At 54.8% G+C, this 23,943-nt stretch carries 19 protein-coding genes and 2 pseudogenes; 6 read left to right on the top strand and 15 right to left on the bottom strand.

Going from position 1 to position 23,943, the window contains the following annotated elements; translation table 11 throughout:
* Positions 1-19 precede the first annotated feature (19 nt).
* From rimO to B6N23_RS01995, 5 genes are all read left to right on the top strand, one after another.
* Positions 20-1,345 carry a 30S ribosomal protein S12 methylthiotransferase RimO gene (gene rimO / locus B6N23_RS01975; RefSeq protein WP_305501538.1) on the top strand — a complete coding sequence of 442 codons (1,326 nt, stop codon included), beginning with the start codon at positions 20-22 and terminating at the stop codon, positions 1,343-1,345.
* A 55-nt stretch (positions 1,346-1,400) separates the two neighbouring features.
* Positions 1,401-3,266, top strand: coding sequence for an SEC-C metal-binding domain-containing protein (locus tag B6N23_RS01980; protein WP_305501539.1), 1,866 nt, complete (start codon positions 1,401-1,403; stop codon positions 3,264-3,266).
* A gap of 42 nt (positions 3,267-3,308) precedes the next feature.
* Positions 3,309-4,877: an ATP-binding protein gene (locus B6N23_RS01985; RefSeq protein WP_305501540.1), complete on the top strand. Its 1,569-nt coding sequence runs from the start codon at positions 3,309-3,311 to the stop codon at positions 4,875-4,877.
* A 111-nt stretch (positions 4,878-4,988) separates the two neighbouring features.
* On the top strand, positions 4,989-6,065 hold the full coding sequence (locus B6N23_RS01990; RefSeq protein ID WP_305501541.1) for a glycosyltransferase family 9 protein: 1,077 nt from the start codon (positions 4,989-4,991) through the stop codon (positions 6,063-6,065).
* The gene (locus B6N23_RS01995) at positions 6,062-7,039 is read left to right on the top strand and encodes a glycosyltransferase family 4 protein (protein ID WP_305501542.1); all 978 of its coding nucleotides are present in this window, start codon (positions 6,062-6,064) and stop codon (positions 7,037-7,039) included. Before B6N23_RS01990 ends, B6N23_RS01995 begins: the two co-directional genes overlap by 4 nt.
* On the opposite strand, the gene B6N23_RS02000 is transcribed toward B6N23_RS01995, so the two are convergent.
* The 7 genes from B6N23_RS02000 to B6N23_RS02030 all read right to left on the bottom strand — a co-directional run bounded on the left by B6N23_RS02000 (position 7,031) and on the right by B6N23_RS02030 (position 14,109).
* Complete coding sequence (locus B6N23_RS02000) at positions 7,031-8,218, bottom strand: O-antigen ligase family protein (protein ID WP_305501543.1); 1,188 nt, start codon at positions 8,216-8,218, stop codon at positions 7,031-7,033. The genes B6N23_RS01995 and B6N23_RS02000 overlap by 9 nt on opposite strands.
* 97 nt (positions 8,219-8,315) lie before the next feature.
* A complete protein-coding gene (locus B6N23_RS02005) occupies positions 8,316-8,873 on the bottom strand; it encodes an acyltransferase (RefSeq protein WP_305501544.1) in 558 nt (185 codons plus the stop codon).
* A gap of 75 nt (positions 8,874-8,948) precedes the next feature.
* Complete coding sequence (locus B6N23_RS02010; RefSeq protein WP_305501545.1) at positions 8,949-10,238, bottom strand: sugar transferase; 1,290 nt, start codon at positions 10,236-10,238, stop codon at positions 8,949-8,951.
* 46 nt (positions 10,239-10,284) lie between these two features.
* Positions 10,285-11,451: a nucleotide sugar dehydrogenase gene (locus B6N23_RS02015; protein ID WP_305501546.1), complete on the bottom strand. Its 1,167-nt coding sequence runs from the start codon at positions 11,449-11,451 to the stop codon at positions 10,285-10,287.
* Between the two features lie 265 nt (positions 11,452-11,716).
* Positions 11,717-12,496, bottom strand: a complete 780-nt coding sequence (locus tag B6N23_RS02020) for a glycosyltransferase family 2 protein (protein WP_305501547.1) — start codon at positions 12,494-12,496, stop codon at positions 11,717-11,719.
* Positions 12,497-12,506: 10 nt separating this feature from the next.
* A complete protein-coding gene (locus B6N23_RS02025; RefSeq protein WP_305501548.1) occupies positions 12,507-13,313 on the bottom strand; it encodes a glycosyltransferase family 2 protein in 807 nt (268 codons plus the stop codon).
* 115 nt (positions 13,314-13,428) lie between these two features.
* Positions 13,429-14,109 (bottom strand): hypothetical protein, encoded by a 681-nt coding sequence (locus B6N23_RS02030; RefSeq protein WP_305501549.1) that lies wholly within the window; start codon positions 14,107-14,109, stop codon positions 13,429-13,431.
* A gap of 122 nt (positions 14,110-14,231) precedes the next feature.
* Here B6N23_RS02030 and B6N23_RS02035 point away from each other — a divergent pair.
* Positions 14,232-14,690 (top strand): annotated as a pseudogene (locus B6N23_RS02035) (helix-turn-helix domain-containing protein); the annotation flags it as partial.
* Positions 14,691-14,714: 24 nt separating this feature from the next.
* Here B6N23_RS02035 and B6N23_RS02040 read toward each other — a convergent pair.
* The 8 genes and pseudogenes from B6N23_RS02040 to B6N23_RS02075 all read right to left on the bottom strand — a co-directional run bounded on the left by B6N23_RS02040 (position 14,715) and on the right by B6N23_RS02075 (position 23,929).
* A pseudogene (locus B6N23_RS02040) lies at positions 14,715-15,840 on the bottom strand (ISAs1 family transposase).
* Between the two features lie 24 nt (positions 15,841-15,864).
* Complete coding sequence (locus tag B6N23_RS02045; protein ID WP_305501550.1) at positions 15,865-16,047, bottom strand: hypothetical protein; 183 nt, start codon at positions 16,045-16,047, stop codon at positions 15,865-15,867.
* 74 nt (positions 16,048-16,121) lie between these two features.
* Complete coding sequence (locus B6N23_RS02050) at positions 16,122-17,375, bottom strand: IS256 family transposase (protein ID WP_253447568.1); 1,254 nt, start codon at positions 17,373-17,375, stop codon at positions 16,122-16,124.
* A gap of 608 nt (positions 17,376-17,983) precedes the next feature.
* Positions 17,984-19,258, bottom strand: a complete 1,275-nt coding sequence (locus B6N23_RS02055; RefSeq protein ID WP_305501551.1) for a hypothetical protein — start codon at positions 19,256-19,258, stop codon at positions 17,984-17,986.
* 185 nt (positions 19,259-19,443) lie between these two features.
* On the bottom strand, positions 19,444-20,556 hold the full coding sequence (locus tag B6N23_RS02060; RefSeq protein ID WP_305501552.1) for a glycosyltransferase: 1,113 nt from the start codon (positions 20,554-20,556) through the stop codon (positions 19,444-19,446).
* Between the two features lie 143 nt (positions 20,557-20,699).
* A complete protein-coding gene (locus B6N23_RS02065) occupies positions 20,700-22,130 on the bottom strand; it encodes a lipopolysaccharide biosynthesis protein (protein ID WP_305501553.1) in 1,431 nt (476 codons plus the stop codon).
* A 49-nt stretch (positions 22,131-22,179) separates the two neighbouring features.
* Positions 22,180-22,893 (bottom strand): NAD-dependent epimerase/dehydratase family protein, encoded by a 714-nt coding sequence (locus B6N23_RS02070; protein ID WP_305501554.1) that lies wholly within the window; start codon positions 22,891-22,893, stop codon positions 22,180-22,182.
* Positions 22,886-23,929 (bottom strand): TDP-N-acetylfucosamine:lipid II N-acetylfucosaminyltransferase family protein, encoded by a 1,044-nt coding sequence (locus B6N23_RS02075; protein ID WP_305501555.1) that lies wholly within the window; start codon positions 23,927-23,929, stop codon positions 22,886-22,888. Before B6N23_RS02075 ends, B6N23_RS02070 begins: the two co-directional genes overlap by 8 nt.
* Positions 23,930-23,943 lie beyond the last annotated feature (14 nt).

The following is a 23,943-nucleotide window of genomic DNA, read 5'->3' on the forward strand; positions in this document are numbered from 1 at the left end:
TCAAGCAAAGGTCTTCTGCATGTCCACACCCAAGGTCGGTTTCGTCTCGCTCGGCTGCCCCAAGGCGCTGGTGGATTCCGAACGGATCCTCACCCAGCTGCGCACCGAGGGCTACGAGATCACCCCGAGCTATGACGACGCCGACGTGGTGGTGGTCAACACCTGCGGCTTCATCGACAGCGCCAAGGCGGAATCGCTCGACGCCATCGGCGAGGCGATCGCCGAGAACGGCCGGGTGATCGTCACCGGCTGCATGGGCGTGGAGGAAGGCGCGATCCGCGACGTGCACCCCAGCGTGCTGGCGGTAACCGGCCCCCAGCAGTACGAGCAGGTGGTGGGCGCCGTCCACGAGGTGGTGCCGCCCCGCCAGGACCACGACCCGCGCATCGACCTGGTACCGGCCCAGGGCGTCAAGCTCACCCCGCGCCACTACGCCTACCTGAAGATCTCCGAGGGCTGCAACCACAGCTGCAGCTTCTGCATTATCCCCTCCATGCGCGGCAAGCTGGTCAGCCGTCCGGTGGGCGAGGTGCTGAGCGAGGCCGAAGGGCTGAAGCGCGCCGGTGTCAAGGAGCTGCTGGTGATCTCCCAGGACACCAGCGCCTACGGGGTCGATCTCAAGTACCGCACCGGCTTCTGGAACGGCCGCCCGGTGAAGACCCGCATGACCGAGCTGTGCGAGGCGCTCGCCGAGCTCGGCATCTGGGTACGCCTGCACTACGTCTACCCTTACCCCCACGTGGACGAGCTGATCCCGCTGATGGCCGAAGGCAAGCTCCTGCCCTACCTGGATATCCCCTTCCAACACGCCAGCCCGAGGGTGCTCAAGGCGATGAAGCGCCCCGCCTTCGAGGACAGGACGCTGGAGCGCATCAAGCGCTGGCGAGAGATCTGCCCGGAGCTCACCATCCGCTCCACCTTTATCGTCGGCTTCCCCGGCGAGACCGAGGAGGACTTCCAGACCCTGCTCGACTGGCTCACCGAAGCCCAGCTCGACCGCGTCGGCTGCTTCCAGTACTCCCCGGTGGACGGCGCACCCGCCAACGACATGGAACTCGAGCCGGTGCCGGACGACGTCAAGCAGGAGCGCTGGGAGCGCTTCATGGCCCACCAGCAGCAGATCTCCGCCGCCCGCCTGCAGGCCAAGATCGGCCGCGAGATCGAGGTGCTGGTCGACGAGATCACCGACGAAGGCCCCATCGGCCGCAGCCACGCCGACGCCCCGGAGATCGACGGCATGGTGTTCCTCGACAGCGAGCAAGAACTCAGCCCCGGCCAGATCATTCGGGCGCGGGTGACCAACGCCGACGAGTATGACCTCTGGGCCGAGGTGGTTAACGCCTGAGCGTAGCGGATTCATGACCTTCGATCACGAACTCGACAGTAGAGAAATGGTACCGATGGTTGACGCCGATCTTCCCGAGATTCCTGCAGAGCTCGAAATCAGCATCGACGCCTTCCTGGAGGCGTCATTACGGCACATCCTCCAGCATGAGAGTGCCGACGCCTACTTCGCAGCGCTAGACGAAATCACCCGACGCAGCGGCGTTACCGAATGGTTCGATCCGCAGATGCCCTTCTGGCCGATCGCGCGCACCCTCTGGGACAACGCGCCGTTGCCCTCGCGGGGCTTCCGGCCGGACCCGCTTCCCGAGCCGAAACGCAACGACCCTTGCCCCTGCGGCTCGGGCAAGAAGTTCAAGCGCTGCTGCCAACCGCTGCGGCAGGAACTCCCCCTGGGCCTCGACGACGAGCTGCCGGTGCTGCGTATTGCCGCGTCACTCTTCACCGCCAAGCAGCGCAAGGAAGCCGCCAGCAAGGCACCGCCCAGGCTGCGGCTGGTGCTTGCCGAGTTGGAACTGGATGACAACCACCCCGGCAAGGCGCGCACCCAGCTGTTGAAACTGCTCAAGCAGGGCGTCCTGGAGGCCGACCTGCAGGCCCAGGCCGTCCATCTACTTGGCGACGCCTATAACGCCCTCGGCCACCACTCGGCCGGCGAGAAGGCGCTGAGCGATCTGCTCCCCAGCCTTAAGCCGCCGGCCGCCGCCGAGGCGCTCCACTGGCTGACGGGCCAGGCGCTGCTGGATGGCCGCCCCGCCGACGCCATGGCGTTGCTCCACCAGGCCGAGACGCTGGACCCGGACAACCTGTCCAACGGCCTCTTCAAGGTGGTCTGCCTGCGCGATATCGGCGCCGATGCCGAGGCCCAGCGTACCGCCCAGGAGTGGCTGCCGGTTGCCCGGGAACTGGGGCTCGAGGATGCCATCGCCTTCTTCGAGGAGCAGGCCAGCCTGGCCACCCTGCCGGACGACATCCCGGATGACGAGGATGAGCCCGAAGCGTTCGCCGACGACGCCCCGGAAGACGACCGCCTGATGGCCCTGTTCGGCGCGCCGGATGAGCTACTGAGGCCGATTGCCGTCCTGCTGAAGAGCGCACTCCGCCAGCCGCTCTACCCGGTCACATTCGAGCCGGGCCCGCCCGGCCCCGACGGCGATGGAGCCCAGTGGGTGCTGATGCTGCCACCCGAGGTCGAGCAGGCCCAGGCGGCTCTCTACCAGACTGGCAATCCACAGAACCCGCTGGACCCCGAGCTGATTCGCCAGCAACCGGCGCTGCTGCAGAGCCCCGACTTCCTACAGCAGCTCGATGCCTTTGCCGGCGCTGCCTTCAGCACCGCTCACGAGCAGTTCAACAAGGCGCTGCAGCGGCAGCAGGAGCGAGTGATTGCCCATATCCTGGACGCCCTGCCCGAGGGCGGCCAACTGCCCTGGGCATGGCTGGAACATCGCCCCCTGCTCAGGCTGATGATGCAGCACGCCCTCGACCAGGAGGACCAGGGCGCCGCCATTCGCGGCCTCTCGCAGCTGCTGGCCCTCTGCCCGAATGACAACCTTGGCGCGCGCGCCCCACTGGTCAACGCCCTGCTGCGCGATGGGCAGGATGAAGCGGCGCTGGCCATCTGTGAGCAGTTCCCAGACGACGCACTGGCAGAGACCCGCTATGGCCGAGTGCTGGCCCTGGTGCGACTCAACCGCCTGCATGACGCCGAAAAGGCCCTCTCCCAGGCCTATCGGGCGCTACCCAAGGTGCTCAACTACCTGATCGCCAGCAAACGCAAGCCGCCGAAGCTCGACCCCCAGCGCATGACCATCGGTGGCCCCGATCAGGCGTGGTATTACCGCCAGGAGATGCGCGACCTCTTCCAGGCCACCCCGGGTGCCCTTGGCTGGATGGACAGCATCAAGAAGCGGCTCAGGTAACTCTGCTATCCTTGACGACGCGTGCCCCTACCGGAGGTTGCCTTGACCCTCACTCGCAAGAAGCTGCCCATTGGCATCCAGACCTTCGCCGACATCATCAAGGGCGGCTACTACTACGTCGACAAGACACCCCACATCCATCGCCTGGTGGAAGAAGGCAAGTACTACTTTCTGTCGCGGCCGCGGCGCTTCGGCAAGAGCCTGCTGGTGGACACCCTGCGCTGCCTCTTCGAGGGCCGCGAAGCCCTGTTTAACGGTCTGTACATCCACGACAAGTGGGACTGGCGAGTTCAACACCCTGTCATCCGCCTGAGCTTTGCCGATGGCGTCATCGGCAGCCGTGAGGCCCTGGACCAGCACATCAACGAGCTGCTGCAGGCCGAAGCCACACGCCATGCCGTCGCCTTCGACAACATCTCCATTGCCGGCAGGTTTCGCGAGCTGATCCACAAGGCCCACCAACAGCATGGCCAGCGCGTCGTGATCCTGGTGGATGAGTACGACAAGCCGATCCTCGACAACCTGCTCACGCCCGAGCGCGCCCGCGAGCTGCGCGAGGGGCTCAAGAACCTCTACAGCGTGCTCAAGGATGCCGACCCGCACCTGGCCTTCGTGCTGCTCACCGGCGTCTCCAAGTTCAGCAAGGTCAGCCTCTTTTCCGGGCTAAACAACCTCAATGACATCACCCTGGATGCGCCCTTAGCCACGATCTGCGGCTACACCGACGAAGACATCGACAGCGTCTTCGCCCCAGAGCTTCAGGCGCTCGATCGCAACGAAATACGAGCCTGGTACAACGGCTACCGGTGGGGTGGACATGAGGCCCCCTCCGTCTACAATCCCTTCGATGTCCTGTTACTATTTCAGAAGCGCCTTTTCGGCGCCTACTGGTTCGAGAGCGCCACGCCGACCTTCCTGGTCGAGGTGCTCAAGCAGCGCGGTGTCTTTACTCCAGCGCTGACTGCCTGGCATAGCCGACCGGCACTGCTGAGCCGGTTCGACGTCGATGATATCGCCACCGAGGCGCTGCTGTTCCAGACCGGCTACCTGACCATCAAGGCCATACGCGAGGAAATCCCAAACCGCCCGATCTATGCACTGGGGTTTCCCAATCAGGAGGTAGAGGCCAGTCTCAACGAAGCGCTGTTGCCGGTACTGGGCATCAACAACGACAGCCTCGACGAGCTGATGGTACGACTGCCTCGCCTGCTGAAAACCGCCGACCTGCCAGGCCTGGAAGCCCACCTCAAGGCGCTCTTCGCCGGCCTGCCCCACGACTGGTATCGAAACAACCCGATTGCGAAGTATGAGGGGCATTACGCCAGCGTCTTCTACAGCCACTTCGCCGCCCTGGGCCTGCGAGTCACCGTGGAAGACGCCAGCCACCACGGCCGCGTCGACATGGCCGTCGATTTTGCCGGCCACCTCTACCTGTTCGAGTTCAAGGTGGTGGAGCAGCTCCCCGAAGGCCGCGCATTACAGCAGATCAAGGACAAGGGCTACGCCGACAAGTACCGCGGCCAGGGCAAGGTGATACATCTGATCGGGGTGGAGTTTTCAAGCGACAAGCGCCAGATCGTGGGTTTCGAGGTGGAAACGGATGCAGGCTGATTCCCACCGCCATGGGCGCTACTGCATCCCAAGCCACCGAGGCTGTTGGTTCTGGTGCGAGCCACGCTCCGCGGGGCGAATGAACCGTTCACCGACACAGAGGTAGCCGCGTTGTCACTTCGCAAGCGTCTAGGAAGGTCGCTGGCCGAAGCCTGGTTCGATTACGCGCCAAAGCCACTCGAGCCCGAGACCATCCGCAAGGCCGTGGTGTTCATTCCCAAATCCATCGGGGATGGCATGGCGGTCTTCCCGGTGATTCGCGCCTTGCAGGCTCGCTCGCTGGAGTGGCTGGGCATCGTCGCCTCGGCCAGGAACGCCGCGGTCTTCGAGCCGCTCCAGGGTGATGGAGTCGAGCTCTTCGTCATTCCACGAGACCGCGACTACCGCCAGGTGAGGCAAACGGCTCGTTCGATTCGCCAACGCTGCGGCCGGGTCGATCTCTGCGTCGATGCCACGCTGGCGGCCTCCTCGCCGGCGATTCATTTCGTCGGCACCCTCAAGGCACGCATGAACCTTCAGCTCAGCAGCTCAACCATGCGAGCCTACGCCCCACTCTGCAACGAGGTGACCACCGAGCTACCCACTACCCCGCTGCCCGGCAGCTGGTCACGCCTGATGGCCCGCGCCGGCATCGCCGACGTCCCCGCCAGGTACGAGCTGCCGATCGCCGCAGAAGTGGAAGAGGAAGTCATCGCGCTGACGGCCGACCTGGGACGCTACGTGGCATTCAATCTGGACGGGAGCATACCCGAGCGCTCCATACCGCTGGACCAGGCCCGACGGCTCAGCTCCATTCTCCATCGCTCCAGCCAGCTACCGGTGGTCATCCCGTGCGCTCCTGGCGGTGAGCCAAAAGCACTGGAGCTGGCCGCCACCATGCCTGATGTCCATGTGGTACCAACCGCGCGGACCGTCCCCGTCCCGCACAGCGCGGCCATCATCAAGCACGCAGAGCTGCTGGTTTCTCCCGATACGGCCGCCATCCATATGGCCAGTGCTTTCGATCGCCCCACCCTGGGCATCTACCTGGCCGAGCCCTCGTTCTGGCAGCCGCTGGCCACCCATAGCCGCACTGTGACAGCCTCCTCCCTACCCCTGCTCGATGACCAGGCGTTCGAGCAGGCCCTGACCGAGCTTCTGGCGTTGCGCGCCACACCCGAACCTGCAGAAGGAAAAGCGGATTCATGACAGCATCGAACCCCATCCATATCTTCAACGGGTTCAGAACACCCTATGGTGGCAGCGAACAGGAAGCCTTGACCCTCTGGCGCCAACTTGCCCCCCATGCCGACGTGCACGCCTGGGCAGCCTCGTCACGGGCAGATAGCACACTGCTGGCCTCACAGGGCATCAAGGCCATCGAGCCCCACAAGGGAAATCGGCCAGGCGGCGGCACCTATGTCTTTGTCGGCTCCCACTGGCGCAACAAGCTGTGGCCCTACCTGATCCCCAAGCCCAGGCGGCTGATCTATATCTACAACACCTTTCACCCCAAACATCTCGAGCTCACGCAGCGCATGCCGCGCCTGCTCGGCTGGCCATCGGCAGAGCATGTAGTGATCTCGGAGTTCCAACGCCGAGAGCTCGGCATCCGGGCGGAGGCGCATCCATCGCCTATCGACCTGGCCACCTTCGCACCCGCATCACGGCGTGCTCCGGGCCCCCTGCGCATAGGCCGCATGAGCCGAGATACACCGGACAAGCACGACGAGGAGGATAGTGCCGTCTATCAGCAGCTGGCAGAGAGGGGCATCGAGGTGATCCTCCAGGGCGCCACCTCGATTCAGTCTCGACTTTCCAGGCACCCGAACATCAAGGTTCTCCCGACGGGCGCCATGCCGGCCCGGGAATTTCTGCAGCACCTGGACATTCTCTACTATCGCTCAGGGACACATCTCGAGACGTTCGGCCGAGTGGTGTTCGAGGCGATGGCCTGCGGCATTCCCGTGGTCTGCCATCGGCGCGGCGGCTACGTCGAGCATATCCAGCATGGCGCCAACGGCCTGCTGTTTGACACCGCCGATGAGGCGCTGGAACAGCTTGGCCTGCTGATCGATTCGGTAGAGCTTCGCCGGAAGCTCGGCGAAGGTGGGCGACAGTACGCCCACCAGCTGTTCTCAGAGGCGGCCATGGGCCAACGGCTAGCGTTTTACTTACGCTGACTGCCCTGCTCGCCGCCAGGCCAAAGCCAGCACCAGCAGCACCCCCTGCAGGTAGGCATACATGGCGGCGATCATCTCCTGCTGCAGCAGCACCTCCGTCAGCCCGCAGACCGCCACCGAGACGGTCAACCCCAGCCCCGCCATGGCATAGACATTCTCGCGGTCGCGCCACCAGGTGCGGGCATGATAGATGCCCGGCACCACCAGATAGCCCACCAGCGCAAGCAAGCCGATCAGCCCGCCCGTCGCCATCATCTCGAAGTACTGGCTATGGGCATGGCCCCGGCTGCTCTGGCCCACGAAGGGGGCGATCTCCCCCCGCGCCTGCAATTCGGCATTCAGCGCCTCGCGTTCCGGATAGCTCAGCCCGATCAGCGGGCGCTGCTTGAAGGCCTCCATGGCCGCGTACCAGAACTGAAACCGGTAGCCTACCGAGGTGTTGAGGTTGCCGCTCTGGATCCGCTGGACCTCCGAGATCGTCTGCTGGTAGCGCCGCTCCACCTCGGGCACCTGTGTCACGGCCAGTACGGCCACCAGTGGCAACACAACGGCACCTGCCGCCAGCCACTTCCAGCCAAGCCGTGGCGCATAGGCAAGCCCCACCAGCAGCAGCGCCACCGGGATCACCAGCCAGGCACCCCGCGCGCCGGAAAGCAACACCGCAGCGGCAGCGGCCAGCGCCGCCAGGGCCAACCACCAGCGCCGCGGCGAGCCCGCCATCAGCACCAGGGCGAGCGTCATCAGGATGGCATTCAAATAACCGAAGTTGATGCTGAAGAGGAAGCCATCGGCACGCTGCATGCCAAGCCACTGGGTCTGATAGATGGCCAGCAGCCCACCGCCGATGGCACCCAGGATCAACCCCCTCTCCAGAAAGGCCCGGAAGCGCAACACACCCCCCTGCCCCAGCGCATGGCGCAGCATCAGGTAGATGGGAATCGTCGCCACCATATGCAGCCCGTCGCTCAAATAGCGGCTGGAGTAGTCCCCCACCACGAAGGGGCCGATCCGCCCGATCAGCAGCGCGCTGATCAGCAGCACCACCCACCAGTCCAGCGCCATCATCTGAAAACTGTGCCGATTGGCCACCAGGTAGGCGATGCCGTAGAGCATCAGTAGCGCCACCACCACGGTGCTGCGCACCGGCGTGGCCACCAACAGTACCAAGGCGATCATCATCGCCCAGGCATTTATCAAAAGAGCCCGGTCCCGCGAAAACATACCTGCCATCAGAAAAGCACCTTGTTTCACTGATATCTCGGTACCCCGCCGCGGCTCAGCGCAGCCAGGTCACCCCTTCCTTCACCACCCGGGCCGGATTGCCCGCCACCACATTGCCGGCCTCCACCTTTCCCGTCACCAGGCTGGCAATGCCAACTACCGCGTTGTCGCCAATGGTGGCGCCCTTCAGCACGATGGCGCTATCGGCCAGCCAGACATGATCGCCGATGGTGATGGAGCGCGCCGGGTTGATGCGCTGGCCGCCAGCCAGGATCTCATGCCCGTCGGAGGTCATGACCTTGACGTTGCGGGACAGCATGCCGTCACGGCCGATCACCAGCCGCGTGCCACTCTCGCGGCAGGAGAGGTAGCACCCCTCGCCGATCACCGTCTCCGCACCGATCCGCAACTCACAGCCCTCGCCATCGATCTCCAGCTGCACACCGCGCAGGTTGGCACCGGGCTCGATCACCAGCCGATTGCCGCCACCCTTGATCGAGATCCGACAGTGGCGGATCCGGGTATCCCGAGCCACCTCCAGCTCATTACCCGAAGCCACCCGAACCTTGTTGCGCAGGGCAAGCCGCCATGCTGGCATCAGTGTCGAACCCATTGACTCTTCTCCTGCCGGGGCCAGAAACACTGCGGGCGCCCTGAAGGCGCCCGCGAAAGCCAGTTTACCATGGTTTTATCTTGCCCCATCTCCGGTTACGATGGTCTTCAGCGTCTTAAAGGCGATCAGGATATCCAGCCACAGCGAGAAGTGCTTGATATAGTAGAAGTCGTACTGGAGCTTGGTGGTCATGCCGTCGACCTCGGCGGCATAGCCCTGCTCCACCTGGGCCCAGCCGGAGATGCCCGGGCGCACCACGTGGCGATAGCTGAAGAACGGGACGTCACGCTCGTACCATTCCGAGAGCTCCATGGACTCGGGCCGCGGGCCGATGAAGCTCATCTCGCCCTTGATCACGTTGAAGAGCTGCGGCAGCTCATCCAGCCGGCACTTGCGGATGAAACGGCCTACGCGGGTGATGCGGGGATCGTCTTCACCTTCCGTAAAGCCCCTACCCTTCTGATCCACGTACATGCTGCGGAACTTGTAGACTTTAAACGGCACGCCACGAAACCCCATCCGCTGCTGGATGAAGAGCGCCGGGCCCGGGCTATCCAAGCGGATGGCGATGGCCGTGGCGAGCATCACAGGAGCCAGCAACGGCAGCAACAACAGCGCGGCAACAAGGTCGATACTGCGCTTGAAACCCTGATAGAACAGTGAAGGCATCAGGCTGCCGTACTCGTTCTCGGTCAGGTGCTCGATCCGTACCCGCCCGGTCAGCGACTCTTGAATCTGGCGAATGTGGTAGACTGGGATATGGTGTAGCGTGCAGCGGGCCAGGAATCGTTCCCATTCTGGACCCAGTTCGTCGGTGTGCAAGTCCGCTACCACGCCGTCGTAACGTACTTTGGCCAGATCAGGCCCTTCCAGGCAACGCAGCTCGATATCGGGCGTCGGCTTCAGGGAGGTCGCCCGGCCTAGAGGCACCACAGCGAGTTTCATTCGCCGGTAGCGCCGCCCGAGGAAGAAAGCCAGGTAGAACCAGCCCAGGCTCATCAGGAAGCTGCCGAACAACACCTGCCGGGTGTACTCCTCGCGGGTGAAGAAAAGCACCGCCACCACCAGCAGATAGGCCACCGACACCGTTGGGGCGATAAAGGCCGAGATACGGGCGCCCGGGAAGCGGTGCATCCTCCGCAGGGTGAAGAGTATGCCCACAAAGGCGAGGCCGCAGGCCAGCAGTGTATTGCTGCGGACCGGCGGCAGAAACTCCCAAAAGCCCCAGTGCCAGCGCTCCCAGGCCGGCAGCCCCACTACCACCAAGGCGCCAACAATCAGTTGGAATGGCCACCCCAGCAACAGCGCCTCGTACCAGCGCGAGTGGCGGCGTTCGTAGCGCATGCGTTCCGTCATTTCGTTCATTGTCCCTCTGGCTACCCGCTCAGCCTATCCACCTCTGCCGGCAGGCTCAATCGCTGCCGAACAGGTCCCGAGTGTACACCTTCTCGGCAACGTCGCTGAGCTCTTCTACCATGCGGTTGCTCAGGATGACATCGGAGAGCTGCTTGAAGGCATCGAGATCACGGAACACCCGGGAGCCGTAGAAGCTCTCCTCCTGCAGCACCGGCTCATAGACCACCACCTCGATACCCTTGGCCTTGATGCGCTTCATCACGCCCTGCATGGCACTCGCACGGAAATTGTCGGACCCTGCTTTCATGATCAAGCGGTAGACCCCTACCACCTTCGGTTGGCGCTTGAGGATCTGTTCGGCGATGAAGTCCTTGCGGGTACGGTTGGCATCCACGATGGCCTGCACCATGTTGCTGGGCACGTCCTCATAGTTGGCCAGCAGCTGCTTGGTGTCCTTGGGTAGGCAGTAGCCCCCGTAGCCAAAGCTCGGGTTGTTGTAGTGGCTGCCGATGCGCGGATCGAGCCCCACACCCTCGATGATCTGGCGGGTATCCAGGCCGTGGGTCTCGGCGTAGCTGTCCAGTTCGTTGAAGTAGGCCACCCGCATGGCGAGATAGGTGTTGGCGAATAGCTTGATCGCCTCCGCCTCGGTGCTGTTGGTGAACAGCACCGGTATATCTTCCTTAACCGCCCCCTGCTTGAGCAACTCGGCAAACACCTGGGCACGTTCAGAGCGCTCCCCCACGATGATCCGGGACGGGTACAGGTTGTCATACAGCGCCCTGCCCTCGCGCAGGAACTCCGGGGAGAAGATAAGGTTTCGAGTACTGAAGTGCTCACACGCCTCCACCGTGAAACCCACCGGCACAGTAGACTTGATCACCATCACCGCTTCGGGGTTGATGGCCATCACGTCCTGGATCACGGCCTCCACGCTGGACGTATCGAAATAATTGGTCTTCGGATCGTAGTCGGTGGGGGTGGCGATCACCACGAAGTTGGCATCCCGATAGGCCGCTTCACGATCCAGCGTCGCGGTAAACTTCAGTTGGCGGCGGGCCAGTAACTCACTGATCTCGACGTCTTCGATGGGTGAAACCCGATCATTCAGCATCGCAACCTTTTCAGGGACGACATCCAGAGCCAACACTTCATTATGCTGAGCAAGCAGAACGGCGTTGGAGAGACCGACGTAGCCGGTACCCACTACGGCTATTTTCATTCCATTCCCTTTTTGGTGCGGCTTCAGCCCTACTGGCAGACGGGGCTACGGTGAATCCGCTATACTCTTGAGTCAGAACTAAAGATCATGATGGCGAGTGGCTTTATTTTGTATAATCGAGATATGCCTAGCAGAGCACGATTCAAAAGGGCCACTCGCCATGGATGAAAGCCTATCCACCCGGGTGTCTTCCTTTAATTCTTAGCAAGATGATGTATCATGATGAACATCATCCCTGCACACACTTCATCGCCATGCAATATAATTAATCAAGCATACCAAGTCTACGGGCCAATACTGGAAACTTTGTCCGCAGAAAGCCGCGAATTGCATAGTGTGAAAAATAATATGTGGCCGTAAGAAAGCTCAGCCGCTCCACATCACGATATAAGCGCCAGTTCTCTTTAGCCATTTTTGCCTTATTCGCAGAAGTTTGATTTTTATAAACACGATACTGAGCTAAATTCTCGTTCAAGCCATAAGCATAATCAACTTCTTTCAACAACTTTAACCATGTAGCAAAATCCTCTCGCTTAGTATTAACCGGCATATAAATCTTGCCGAAAAAATCCGCATCATACATCGCCGTCAAACAACCTATAGAGCAAGTCTTCAATAAGTCAGAGTATGAAACTTTACCAGGAGCACCAATGCGCCCAAGCACCAGACCCTCTTCATCAATCTTATCATAGGCCGTATACGCAAACGGATAATTATTCGCCTGCATAAACGCCAACTGCTTTTCTAACTTATACGGTAACCAAAGGTCGTCACTATCCAAAAAGGCAATATAACGCCCCTTCGCAACCTCAATCGCAGCATTACGTGCCAAAGCCGCGCCGGAATTTTTGGTTAATCGAATCAAATTAATCCGAGAATCTCGCTCAACAAAGGCCTTAATCATTTCAACAGAATCGTCTGTTGAAAAATCATCAACAATAATCATCTCCCATTCGACAAATGACTGATCCAAAACAGACTGAATTGTTTCCGAAACAAACCGGGCAGAATTATGAGAAGGGGTAACTATTGATATCAAAGGCATACATTTATCTTTATGTCATTTTGAAAAATTTTAAAGCCGTAGCAATTAACCTGGTTATAATGAATGACTTATCATAACAAGAGCAAGAAAGTAAACGAAAATATTTCAACATCAGGTAGCTCAATGTTTTAATTTCTGAGCGAAGCGGTGTTTTTCTTCTTGTAACTGAACCAATTCGCTCGCGGACGAAATAGCAAGCATCATCCGACGTTTTTCTAACACACTTCACATGAGGCGAAAGCATAGCCATAAAAAGTGAATCCTCCCCTTTGGCCACCCTAGGATCAAAAAGATGATGGGCTATCATTCCACGGTGAAGCATTTTTGCCCACGGCGAGGAAAAGTATTTCCTAGCCTTAAACTTTGATGACTCGCCATCAACTATCGCTTGGAAAGCCATACCAATGTAGTTAGTCTTCTTCTCACCGATCGTCTCTTCGAAATTATAAACATTAGCAATACCCATGGCGTCACTTGAAGAAACTCTCAGCAGCTCTTCAAGATAATTTGGAGAAAGCAAATCATCGTCATCAACAAAAACGATATACTCTTCCTGAGATTGCTCAATTAAAAAATTGCGAGCATTCGAAACCCCAGACTTTTCTATATAGAAAAGCTCATACTCAAAGCCAGCACAAACAAGCGCATTTTCAACAAATTTATAATAAGGTTCAAAGTCACCATTTAGTCCAATATAAACCTTAAATAACTTTCTGTCCAACGTTTGGTTTTCAATAGATTGAAGACAATCAACTAAATAGTTGCCAGGCCGAAAGGTTGGGACTAGAACTGAAACTTTTCTTAAATTTTTTTCCATGCAATGCCTTTCATATCGTAATTAATTAAAATGAACAAAAAATAAAGCATTAGAAAAAACCTCAACGATGCGAAATCAGAACGAACAAGACTTGAAAAAAGTAAATCAAAAAAGATCATTGCGGCAACAAATACTTGATAATTTGAAAAACCTGATTTGAACAATTTAATGAAAATGTATGAAAAAAGGAAATCAAAACCACCAAACCTATAAGACCTGACCCCCAAAATGTATCAACAAAAAAATTATTTGATGTTACATGCACAGGAGAACCATCTGGCAAAAAAAATTCGGTTCCTATAATTGAGTATGTTTTAATTCCATTGCCAAATAAAAAAGTAAAAACACTAGAATCTAGCATCCAATAGAAAGGCATAACAACCATATAAAACCTGCTACTAGAGCTTACATCAAGGCTGGTGAATCTTTTGTAGACATAATAAAATGAAGGAGTATCGACAAAACTAAAATAAAACGCTAAAAATAAAGAAAGTGCCCGTATAAAATATAAAACATGCTGAATCTTGTGTCTTGTGCGAATAGGGGTGCGAAGAAAAACAATAACTAAAGCCCCAAATACAGAGCCAAACAAGATCATATAACCTGAAGGAGAAAGTGAAAGGAGCAAGAGGAGAACAGCAAAAGCAATAATAATATAGCGCTTAAGCAAAGAAGCAACTAAAATTAATGTGAGGATAATAAAATCAACAACAAAAGGAACAAAAAAACTTGGCTCTCTAGCTACACCTGTAACTCTTTGTGAGGCAAGCAAATCAACCCCACTAGAGCTGTGCACATGCGATCTGGTTTCAAAAGGGAAGTTTAAAAAGGGAGTATATAGGCTCTTCGTCGTTGGGTGTGGAATTCGCCCCCTGAGCTGGGCCAGGATATGGCCTCCACGACGACAGGAGGCATGGCATGGACGGCACCCAGATTCTGACCCTCGGCCTGGGCCTGGAAGCGCCCTGGATCCTCAAGGACCAGCACCTGGATACCGCCGTGTCACCCCACCGGCTGGACCTCTACGTCGAGGCCGAGCGCGGCAGCCTCTACCCCTGCCCTGAGTGCGGTGAGGCCTGTCCGGCTCACGACTTCTCCAACAAGACCTGGCGGCATCTGAACTTCTTCCAGCATCACTGCCACCTGCACGCCCGCGTGCCCCGCACCAAGTGCCCGGAGCATGGCGTCAAGCGCATCGAGGTGCCCTGGGCCCGGCCAGGCAGCGACTTCACCCTGTTGTTCGAGCAAGCCGCCATGTCGCTGGTCAAGGAAATGCCGGTACTGGCCGTCTCCCGGCAGCTGGAGATCTCCGACAAGCGGCTGTGGCGCATCGTGCACCACTACGTCGGCCGCATGCTGGGGGAACTGGATTTGAGCAACAGGAAAAACGCATGAAAAATCCTACACCGCGAGAATGTCCGCGAGGTAGGTCTCATCCAGCGCGGCTTTCTTCTGCTTTCGCCGGATGCCGCCTTTGAAACGAGTCTCCCCTTTCAGATAATTCAAGGCGATGTGACGCATCCTGGCGAGGTTTTCCGCCGCCTGTCCTCGGTGAATTTTGCAGGCGTCCTCGCGGAGCGCCACGTCCAGGGACCAGTGGAGTTTATTCTCCACATGCCAATGCTGGCGAGCCGCTTCGGCGAGCTTCTTGGCGCTCAGGTCGGCAGAGCTGATGTAGTAGCGGATCATCGGGGCTTCTGGCACCCCATCGCCTTCTTGGCGGAAACTCATCACCACACCTACCGTTTTTAGCCCTGGCCATTCATAGCTAAGCTCTTGAAATTCCTCAGTAACGTCGCTGACAATATGGTATCTGGTCTCTTGCCGGCCACGGTTCTTCTCATCCGTGACATAGGTGTCACCCTCGAAGCTGGCCACCTTGGCCATGGGAAATGCGGCTTCGAAGGCGTCAGCCAAGGCGGGCTGATTGTCCTTCACCGACAGCAGGTAGTCGGCACCCTTCTGCAGGATCTGAGTGGCGATCTTCTTCTGGCACCCCATGGCATCAATCGTCACCAGACAGCCTTGCAGATTGAGGAGCTTGAGCAACTCGGGGATCGCTGTGATCTCGTTGGACTTTTCGGCCGTCTTGACCTGGCCGAGCACCACGCCATTCGCCGCACTGAAGGCACTGACCATGTGGATCGCCCCTTTGCCCTTCCCTCGGCAGTACGATCCACGCAGCGTCTTGCCATCGATGGCCACCACCGCGCCCTCCGTCACATCGTGACAGGCCTTCATCCACTCGGCGAATGCGCTTTGCAGCTGCTCGGCATTCACCAGGGCCATCACCCTGGCCAGAGTGTCATGGCTGGGCACGCCAGCCTCAAAATCGCCGTACTGGCAAAAAAAGCAAAAAATCGAGCTTAGCGTGGCCAAAATCCTCGATTTCGTCCCAACCCTCGGCACCACAAATCACCGCACAGACCGTCAGAAACAGGATATCCGACAGCTGATGCTGCACTTTCCACGCCTGGCGGAAGTCGGGAACAATCGATAAATGGTGCATGAGCGATGGTGTCAGCATGAGGTCATCCATGAGCAAAAGTCGTTAGATGACCACATTAGCTCCTACTGGTAAAGCGCTGCGAAGCCCGTCGTAGAGCGGTTTTTCATGCGTTTTCCCTGGCTGGCGAGCCACTTCAGCGACCGTGGTCTTGCCCTTGAAGATGTCCATGACCACGGCGGCTTTGCGCTTCGCGGTCCAGCGTTTAACGGTGGGTTCGTTGCTCATCACGTCCTGCTGATCGCTGCACTATAGCCTGTGCAGCTCTGGAGGGAGTTATCGTCAAATCTGGTGGATGGCGATCAGGCCGCATTCCTGTCTGATTGATCAACTACTTGCTCCCCGTCCTGGAACTTGACGTTGCTGACGACCAGTTCCAGCTTCTGGAAGTGTTTGATCCTCCTCCATCGCTTTTGGGCGCTCTGGAGCAGCTTGAAGACCATCGCCAGGGTCGTCGCCCGGGAGCCGCAGTTCCGGCTCCGCTTGGTCCTCAGACGGACCGTGGCGAAGGTCGACTCGATCGGGTTGGTGGTGCGGATATGCACCCAGTGCTCTGCCGGGTAGTCGTAAAACGCCAGCAGCTCGTCCCGGTCCTTGGCCAGGCACCCCATCGCCTTGGGGTACTTGGCCTCGAAACGCTTCACTGTGCGATCGAAGGCCCTGTGTGCCTCGTCGCGGGTCTCGGCCATCCAGATGTCATGGAGGTCCGCCTTGACCTTGGGCTGCACCGATTTTGGCAGCTTGTTCAGCACGTTGGCCGTCTTGTGGACCCAGCAGCGCTGATGGTCGGTTTCCGGGTAAATCTTGCTCAGCGCCGCCCAGAACCCCATGGCACCGTCACCCACTGCCAGCTTGGGAGCCTGGGCCAGGCCACGCTCTCGTAGCCCTGTCAGCAAGGTCTCCCAACTGGCCGCCGACTCGCGAAAGCCGTCCTCGACGGCCACCAGCTCCTTGCGGCCCTGCTCGGTGACGCCGATGATCACCAGCAGGCACAGGCGGTCGCCCATGCGGATGTTGCTGTACACGCCGTCGGCCCACCAGTAGACGAAGCGTCTGTCGGCAAGGTCCCGCTTCTGCCACTCGGCATGCTCGTCTTCCCACCGCTTCTTGAGCCGTGACACCGTGTTGGCCGACAACCCCTTGGCCTGGTCGCCCAGCAGCGCCGCCAGGGCCTCCTGGTAGTCGCCGGTGGAGATCCCCTTCAGGTAGAGCCAGGGGATCAGCTCCTCGATGCTGCGAGCCCGCTTCAGGTAGGGCGGCAGCAGGCTGCTGTTGAATCGAGCGCCACCACCGCTACGGTCGCGCACCTTGGGCACCTGCACGCTGACATCCCCGACCCCGGTCTGGACGGTGCGCTCGGGCAAGTAGCCGTTGCGGACCACGGCCTGGCGCCCATCATCGAGCCGCTGATCGGCGTACTGTTCCAGGAAGGTGGCCAGTTCAGCCTCGACGGCCTTGGCGATCAGGTCACGGGCACCTTGACGCAACAGCTCGTGCAGCGGGTCAGTGATCGGGGGTTCTGGTTGTGAAAGAGCCCGGAGGGTAGAATCGGTCATGGCGTATCCACTCGTGTTGATTGAGATCTTGGTCCTGATCAATCAACAGGATACGCCACCCTTCCTACCTCCTCCCGTACACCAGAAATCACCATAGCTCCCTCTGGAGGGGGTCATTTCACAAGTACTCTGGGAGCAGTGGCGGTGCCGCAGGCGGCAGGATTTTAACGAGCCGAAGTCATTTCATGTGCCAACTATGTTGACAGACTCCGGTCACGCCGAGTCAGCGCCATAACGGCGAGGCCAAGGGCATCTTGGCGCAGCGCCGGGAAGTCTTCGAGGCGGCGAAGCAGCGCCACCCGGAACGCTGGTCGGGTGACATCCGGAAACTTAGCCTGCCAGAGATCGTGCACCTAAACCCCGAGCGGGACCCGGTGCCACAGGCAGCCGGATTTTAAAGAGCCAGAACTATTTCATGTGCCAACTATGTTGACAGACTCCGAGAGATGGCGATAGCAGTGAGTCATGGCAACACCATACCTGATGGGTCACGTGTTGCACTTGGTCATTGAGACCGCCGACCTTCGAGGCCCGAATGATCGCTTAGAACGGTGTCCACCAATGCTGGGTAAGATCAGATGCCCGCGAGCAGACTTTTCGGACACAGCCTAAGCAACATTCGCAGTGGCATCATTTCTGTAAAACCTATGGGTAGAGGAAATAAACATAGAAACAACAATTATAAATATGAAAAAAGGTGTCAGCTTGTGTGTAAAAACCATAAATGCACTCAGCTGAGATATTGGCATTACTATAATAAAAGCCAAAAACGACTTATTTATTTTAGACAATAGCAAGTCGCGGCCATATAGAAAAAAATAGCTTTTCAACAAGCGGAGCACCAAATAAACAAAGGCCAACGCTATAATAAAAGTATATAGGGCCCCATGTTTATAGAACATATATGCTAACCAACTTTCCAGAAGTCCGCCTCTATCGAGACCTCCGCCGATCAAATATAAGTTACGTGCCGTGCCTTCTACCCCCTGCACGACCTGGCCAAGCCTAACCTGAAGAGTGCGACTAGAGCCTGGATCTTCAACTATCCTCCTAATGGCAGAGAGTGAGTAAAGATCAAATCTATCGGAAAAATAAACGAGCAATTCTACACCATAAATAAAAACAAATAAAAGCGAGCATGAGAGCATGACAACCGTAACGCCAAAAAACCTTTTCCCCTTGAGAGTTAAAAATATAATCAAATACGCCACCATAGCGATTAAGCCACTTTGGCTTTGCGATAGAACATTAATAACTATAGATCCAAAAAAAACAAAACTATTCGCTAAAGTTGGTTTATAAAAGAAGAAGGGTGCAGCTATTGACAAACACATCAACGCAAAAAAAGAATTATAGTAAGGGTAAACATAGAGACCTACCGATTGTCTTGATTCCAGATATTTTTCATATGGCTTATAGAGCTTATACATAAAGCTTAGATCGCTTTGATTATACTCCAAAAACGCGAACACAAGTGAAATCAATATCACAGGAAAAAGAAAGGCTACAGCAGCCCTCAAGGACTCTTTGAGAAAAGAGATGAAATCATTCACGCTAAATATACTATAAAACAAGAAAGATAGTATAACAGCTGCAAGAGGTATGAAGAGCTCTTTAAGGTCAGCTAGGGCCAAGTCTTCTTCTGTACCAAACATCGTTAAGATCAAGAAAATATAAAATGCTAGCCAAAAAACACAGTACCACTGATTAAACTTAATCTTATTTATATTAAAAAAGAAAGCTACAACTGTTATCACCAAAACAGAAAGTGACAGAAAAAGAGATCTTCCAAAAATTTCAGGAAATGGCGGCAACAATGCACAAACAAAAAGAAGGGCGCCAACAAAGTTCTTATTACTTATGCTATAAATCACTTTGCTCATAGACAAGGCGTTATCCCTTATAATTCGAGGTCCATAAAAACCGCAGCAATTTTGACCGCACGGCGATCCATACAGACTGCAAGCGCATGTTATCTTTTTGCATGCTGGCTTTATAGTGTATAAAAGAGTATGATACTTGACATAATCGATTCAGGCCGGCTTCGCAAGATACGGCCTTATCATGTTCAATCTGAGCTTTCAAGCCCAGCGCGCGCAGAGGTTAAAACCTTCTCCCATAAACAATCTATTTTCTCCCTTTCAGTTTCTTTAGCAAAATGAATAGAGTTATTTGATAAATAGTTATAAATCTTCTTATCTTCCCCAATGAGCATGAGCTTTTCTACAAAGCCACTTATATTGTTAGGCTCAACTAAAAACCCTGTAACGCCATCTTTAACTACCCAAGATGCTGACTTAAAGCTATCATATGCAACAACTGGCAGCCCTTGGCTTCTTGCTTCAATCAAAGTTTGACCAAACCCCTCATAATGCGAAGTCATTATAAATATTGAGTTTTTTTTCAGAACAGTGGAAACATCACGAACAACCCCCATATACCTGACGTTTTTGACACCCTTTATTATTTCTTCAAGTCTACACAACTCATCAGGAGGGCCATCTCCGTATATCTCCAAGCTATAGTCCTGGGGAAGACTTTTAAAGATAGCTACCATAGCAAAAAAATTCTTTTGTTTTTCATCTATTCTTGCGACAGTTACAAGTCGCTTACTATGACGAGCTGTCTCACTAGAAGTCTTTAGCTTGCAAGCCCTAGGGATTACCTTGACCTTGTTCACAAGAAACGGAAATCGCTCAACCAATTCCTTTTTATCGAAATCTGTATATACGGTGAATGCAAATATATTCTGCTTTAGCACCCAAACAGAAATTTTCGATGACATGGTCTTAAAAAGCTTGTCGACTCGATTCACTTGAACCAGAATTATTTTACAATTACTTTTAACTTTGGCTGGCAACAGGAGCAGCTGTTTAGGATCAAATAAAACTAAAAAATCCCCCACTCCAACATCCAGCGCGTCTAAAGCCCGCCTTAAGAATAGCGCCCTATTAATGCGATCAATAAACTTAAAATTATAAAAAACACCCGGATATTTTATCTTGGTGACGTTAGCCATGGATTCAAATACATGGCCATTATCACCCTTTAAATATATTTCGACAGGTCTTAACCCACTGGTTTCGGCTATCAGCTGGAGCGATCTTATTAACTCTTCCACACCCCCAATGCCGTTTGAAGAGTAACTGTGATATGTTATAAACTTAATTTTTTTAGCCATACTGCTAATGCCTTAACACTCTATCAGAATTTTGGCCACTTAAAGCAAATTATTGAAAAAGAAGACGCATGGGCGTATAGTAATATACGCAGTAAGCAGTCCCGCTTATCGCCGATGACACAACAAATCAATGGCATGCACTATTAGCCACGTCTGACACTAGCTGCTCTACCCCTTTGTAGGGCAAAGACGGATGCGTCTCGAATTTCACCTCTAAAAGAGTAAGCCGCAGCACACAGGAGGAGCACCCAGTATGCCGCCATCAAACCTCTTAAAGTCTCGCCCCAAAGAGTAAACACCGCGGCTCCGGATACGCAGGCCAATGTGAAGGCATAGAGCAAAAGCCTGGGCATACTTTTCCAGAGATAGATAGAAAACTCAGTTCTTAATACGAAAAACACCCAAAAGGAAATGCAGGTACTTACCGCTGCTCCAGCCGCCCCATAGTGAGGTATCAAAAACCAGTTACCAACTAGGTTTATCGCAAAGCTTGAAAGGGCTGCCAACATGGCGAAACCGGTGCGTCTAGAAATACCAATGCCGACCACAGTGGTTTCGGAGAGTGTATACAGCAAGGGAAAGCCTAAACAGGATACGACGATCCACCGCACAGCATCATATTTGGGAGGCAGCACGAAAGTGACAACCCAGGAGAGCAAACCAGCCAAACAGAATGCAAGTACAACAAGGGCCAGAATATATCGGCTCACCTTGTGAACATTCTCTAGACCTTCCCCCTTACTCGCCCACTTATATACAGTTGGTGCCCATACAGTGGAAAATACGCTTTGCAAGATAGTGGCTGCGGCAGCAAAACTTACCGCCACTGAATACAGGCCAAGCTCTTCAAAGCTAGCTAGGGTTCGCAAAAAAACCTTGTCGATAGCAGTAAGGCCCCAAAATGCGATGCCGCCCAGTATCAATGGCAGACCGAAGCGGAGCATATGCTTAAGGTGTTGAATATCCAGCGATGCCGTCACACTGGCTAGCCACTCACGTCGCGTATTGTATGCAAATATTATGCAGACACAGATTAGAGCAGACGTATTGGCAATTACAAGGTTGGTTAGTGACTTTTCAGCGCCTATCACTACATATGTGCCAATCACTGCTAGCAGTAGAAGCTTCGGAAGCAGCTGACTCATCGAATAGGCCAGGCCCTGCTCGTTCATCCTCAATACCAAAGACAAAAAGCGAGAGATAAATGCCGCTAACAAGGCAGTTGATGCCAGTAAGCTGAGATGCCACTCTGGAATTTCAAATAGCCAGCTAGCTAAGGCACCGCCGAACATCACCAATGTCAGCAGTGTGGTCACGAGCAGGATGAGGCCTGGAAGCAATGCTCGTTTCAGCAGTGATGGTTTATCGGTGACTTCATGGAACTCACGTACGTATGATTGATCGAGACCGAGACTGAAAAATAGCGTACTAAACCCGATGGCCACCTGAAGCATCGCCATCCTGCCCACGTCTTCTTGTGAGAAGAACCAAGTAATGATCGGCAATGAGATAAGCCCAAGCAGGGCTCCACCGATGGGGCCGATGGCAAAGGCGGCTACTTTTTTGGGCGTCATAAATTATTTATAAATTTTGACAAAAAAGTGCAGTTATCAAATGACGTAGTCATGTTGGCTGTCTCGCCTCATCATCAAGAAGCTTTTTTGCATACTTACTGACAACGAATCGAGTATAACCTGGAAGCAACACAGGGTCTTCTTCACACAAATACTGCCGCATAAGCCTACGGTCTGCGTCTTGAGCAACACCCTCATCCACATAGACTCTGTCAGCCGGACATCCTATCTCATCAGAGATAAAGTCAACAATATCTGATAGAGAAACCGTTTCATCTGGCATGCAATTTATTTCCAACCCTTTGGCATCAACCTCTATTAACTTATTCGTTATCCTTACTACATCGTCAATATCAATAAGTGAACGCGTTGCATTTCGTTGGACTAAAACTGGTAATCCGCGGTGGATTCTACGAACAAGCTCGGGAAACAAAGTTGTGTTCTTAACCATTCCAACAACTTGGGGCAACCTAACAATCAGATACTTTTCTGGAAACAGTGACCTGACAAGTTCCTCCATATTGTACTTGTGCTCAAAATACTTGCTCGCTCGATCGGGCGCCATGATGCTACTAAAGTAGACAAAATTTGAAAACGTCTGCGTTTCCTCACAAATACTCAGCAGCAGTTCTCGTTCCCGGTCAAATTCAGAAGCCCGCGTTTCCTTCGAGTCGGAAACTCCCGAACAGAAATAAAGCGCCCCGGGCAAAGCCAGACTCCGAAAACTGCGGCCGAGAAGCCCACTACCAATGACATTACTCATTGAATATCAACCGCCAAGACTCAACTAACGAGCCTCTGGAAAATTCACGCCTCACCAGTTCTATATTTTCTTGCTTCTGCTTTTCTGATAGAACCTTCAAGCATTCATCGATAGTGCAACTACTAAAAACAGTAATCCCAAGCTCTTTGAAGAATTGATACGGAGTCTCCGTGGGTCTTAGATAGACTGTTTTCCCCATAGAAAGAAGGCCTATAATGTTTCCCATCGCTTGTTGGCGACGATGGTTAAAAATTGCCACGTCAATCGTGGCCATATAACGATTATATTCATCAAACGACATAAATTCAGTCAAAGGCAGAAAATTCTCCCTGAACAAGCTAGTCCCTTTCGCAATTACCGCCTGAGCATACTCTTCGTTGCCATAGGATAGAGGGCAGTAAACATTAAATTTTACCTTCCCCCTAAGCTGGTCAAGTTTATCGAAAACTTCAGCGTGCCTATTCTCTGGATCTGCGGAGTTACCAACCTGAATATTTATCAGGTTTTTATCGGCAACTGATTGCAACTCCAAACCTCTTGCAACATGGCTCCCATACATCAAACTTGGAATATACTTTGCCCTTGTTGAGTACCACTTTCTTACAAGCTCATAGTCACCCGGCACTGTTGTTATTATAGCATGCAATCGCCTAATCAAAATCGTTCGGAACACCTCTTTGATTCGCCAAAACAAAGTGCGGGCGCCATTTCTCCGAACATACAGATCACCTCCCCACAGTACCCAATAACATTTTTTATGTAGCCACGGCATACAAGCCAGCAGTACAACAACACGGATATCAAAAAGTCCATGCAGAATAATCTTGTCGGCAGAGTGAAGTTCCTTAACTAACTTATAATAGCCTGCGGCCGTATCTTTAAATGTACTTCCGCAAAGAGTGATATTCTCGGCGATCTCCACTGGGTATTTTTCTGATGAACACGTTAGCCAATATCGGTGTTCATCTTCATTAAACTCATTTTTTACGAGATCAATGAATGGCGGAATAAACTTATCGAGTCCAGCTACGTGCAAGATCACACCATCAC

The sequence above is a fragment of the Halomonas alkalicola genome (assembly GCF_030704205.1).
GTDB lineage: Bacteria > Pseudomonadota > Gammaproteobacteria > Pseudomonadales > Halomonadaceae > Halomonas > Halomonas alkalicola.

Excerpts from the sequence above, each read along its gene's own strand:
- rimO (WP_305501538.1), top strand. The coding sequence starts at position 20 with ATGTCCACACCCAAGGTCGGTTTCGTCTCGCTCGGCTGCCCCAAGGCG.
- B6N23_RS01980 (WP_305501539.1), top strand. The coding sequence starts at position 1,401 with ATGGTTGACGCCGATCTTCCCGAGATTCCTGCAGAGCTCGAAATCAGC.
- B6N23_RS01995 (WP_305501542.1), top strand. The coding sequence starts at position 6,062 with ATGACAGCATCGAACCCCATCCATATCTTCAACGGGTTCAGAACACCC.
- B6N23_RS02000 (WP_305501543.1), bottom strand. The coding sequence starts at position 8,218 with ATGATGATCGCCTTGGTACTGTTGGTGGCCACGCCGGTGCGCAGCACC.
- B6N23_RS02005 (WP_305501544.1), bottom strand. The coding sequence starts at position 8,873 with ATGGGTTCGACACTGATGCCAGCATGGCGGCTTGCCCTGCGCAACAAG.
- B6N23_RS02010 (WP_305501545.1), bottom strand. The coding sequence starts at position 10,238 with ATGAACGAAATGACGGAACGCATGCGCTACGAACGCCGCCACTCGCGC.
- B6N23_RS02015 (WP_305501546.1), bottom strand. The coding sequence starts at position 11,451 with ATGAAAATAGCCGTAGTGGGTACCGGCTACGTCGGTCTCTCCAACGCC.
- B6N23_RS02020 (WP_305501547.1), bottom strand. The coding sequence starts at position 12,496 with ATGCCTTTGATATCAATAGTTACCCCTTCTCATAATTCTGCCCGGTTT.
- B6N23_RS02025 (WP_305501548.1), bottom strand. The coding sequence starts at position 13,313 with ATGGAAAAAAATTTAAGAAAAGTTTCAGTTCTAGTCCCAACCTTTCGG.
- B6N23_RS02045 (WP_305501550.1), bottom strand. The coding sequence starts at position 16,047 with ATGAGCAACGAACCCACCGTTAAACGCTGGACCGCGAAGCGCAAAGCC.
- B6N23_RS02050 (WP_253447568.1), bottom strand. The coding sequence starts at position 17,375 with ATGACCGATTCTACCCTCCGGGCTCTTTCACAACCAGAACCCCCGATC.
- B6N23_RS02055 (WP_305501551.1), bottom strand. The coding sequence starts at position 19,258 with ATGAGCAAAGTGATTTATAGCATAAGTAATAAGAACTTTGTTGGCGCC.
- B6N23_RS02060 (WP_305501552.1), bottom strand. The coding sequence starts at position 20,556 with ATGGCTAAAAAAATTAAGTTTATAACATATCACAGTTACTCTTCAAAC.
- B6N23_RS02065 (WP_305501553.1), bottom strand. The coding sequence starts at position 22,130 with ATGACGCCCAAAAAAGTAGCCGCCTTTGCCATCGGCCCCATCGGTGGA.
- B6N23_RS02070 (WP_305501554.1), bottom strand. The coding sequence starts at position 22,893 with ATGAGTAATGTCATTGGTAGTGGGCTTCTCGGCCGCAGTTTTCGGAGT.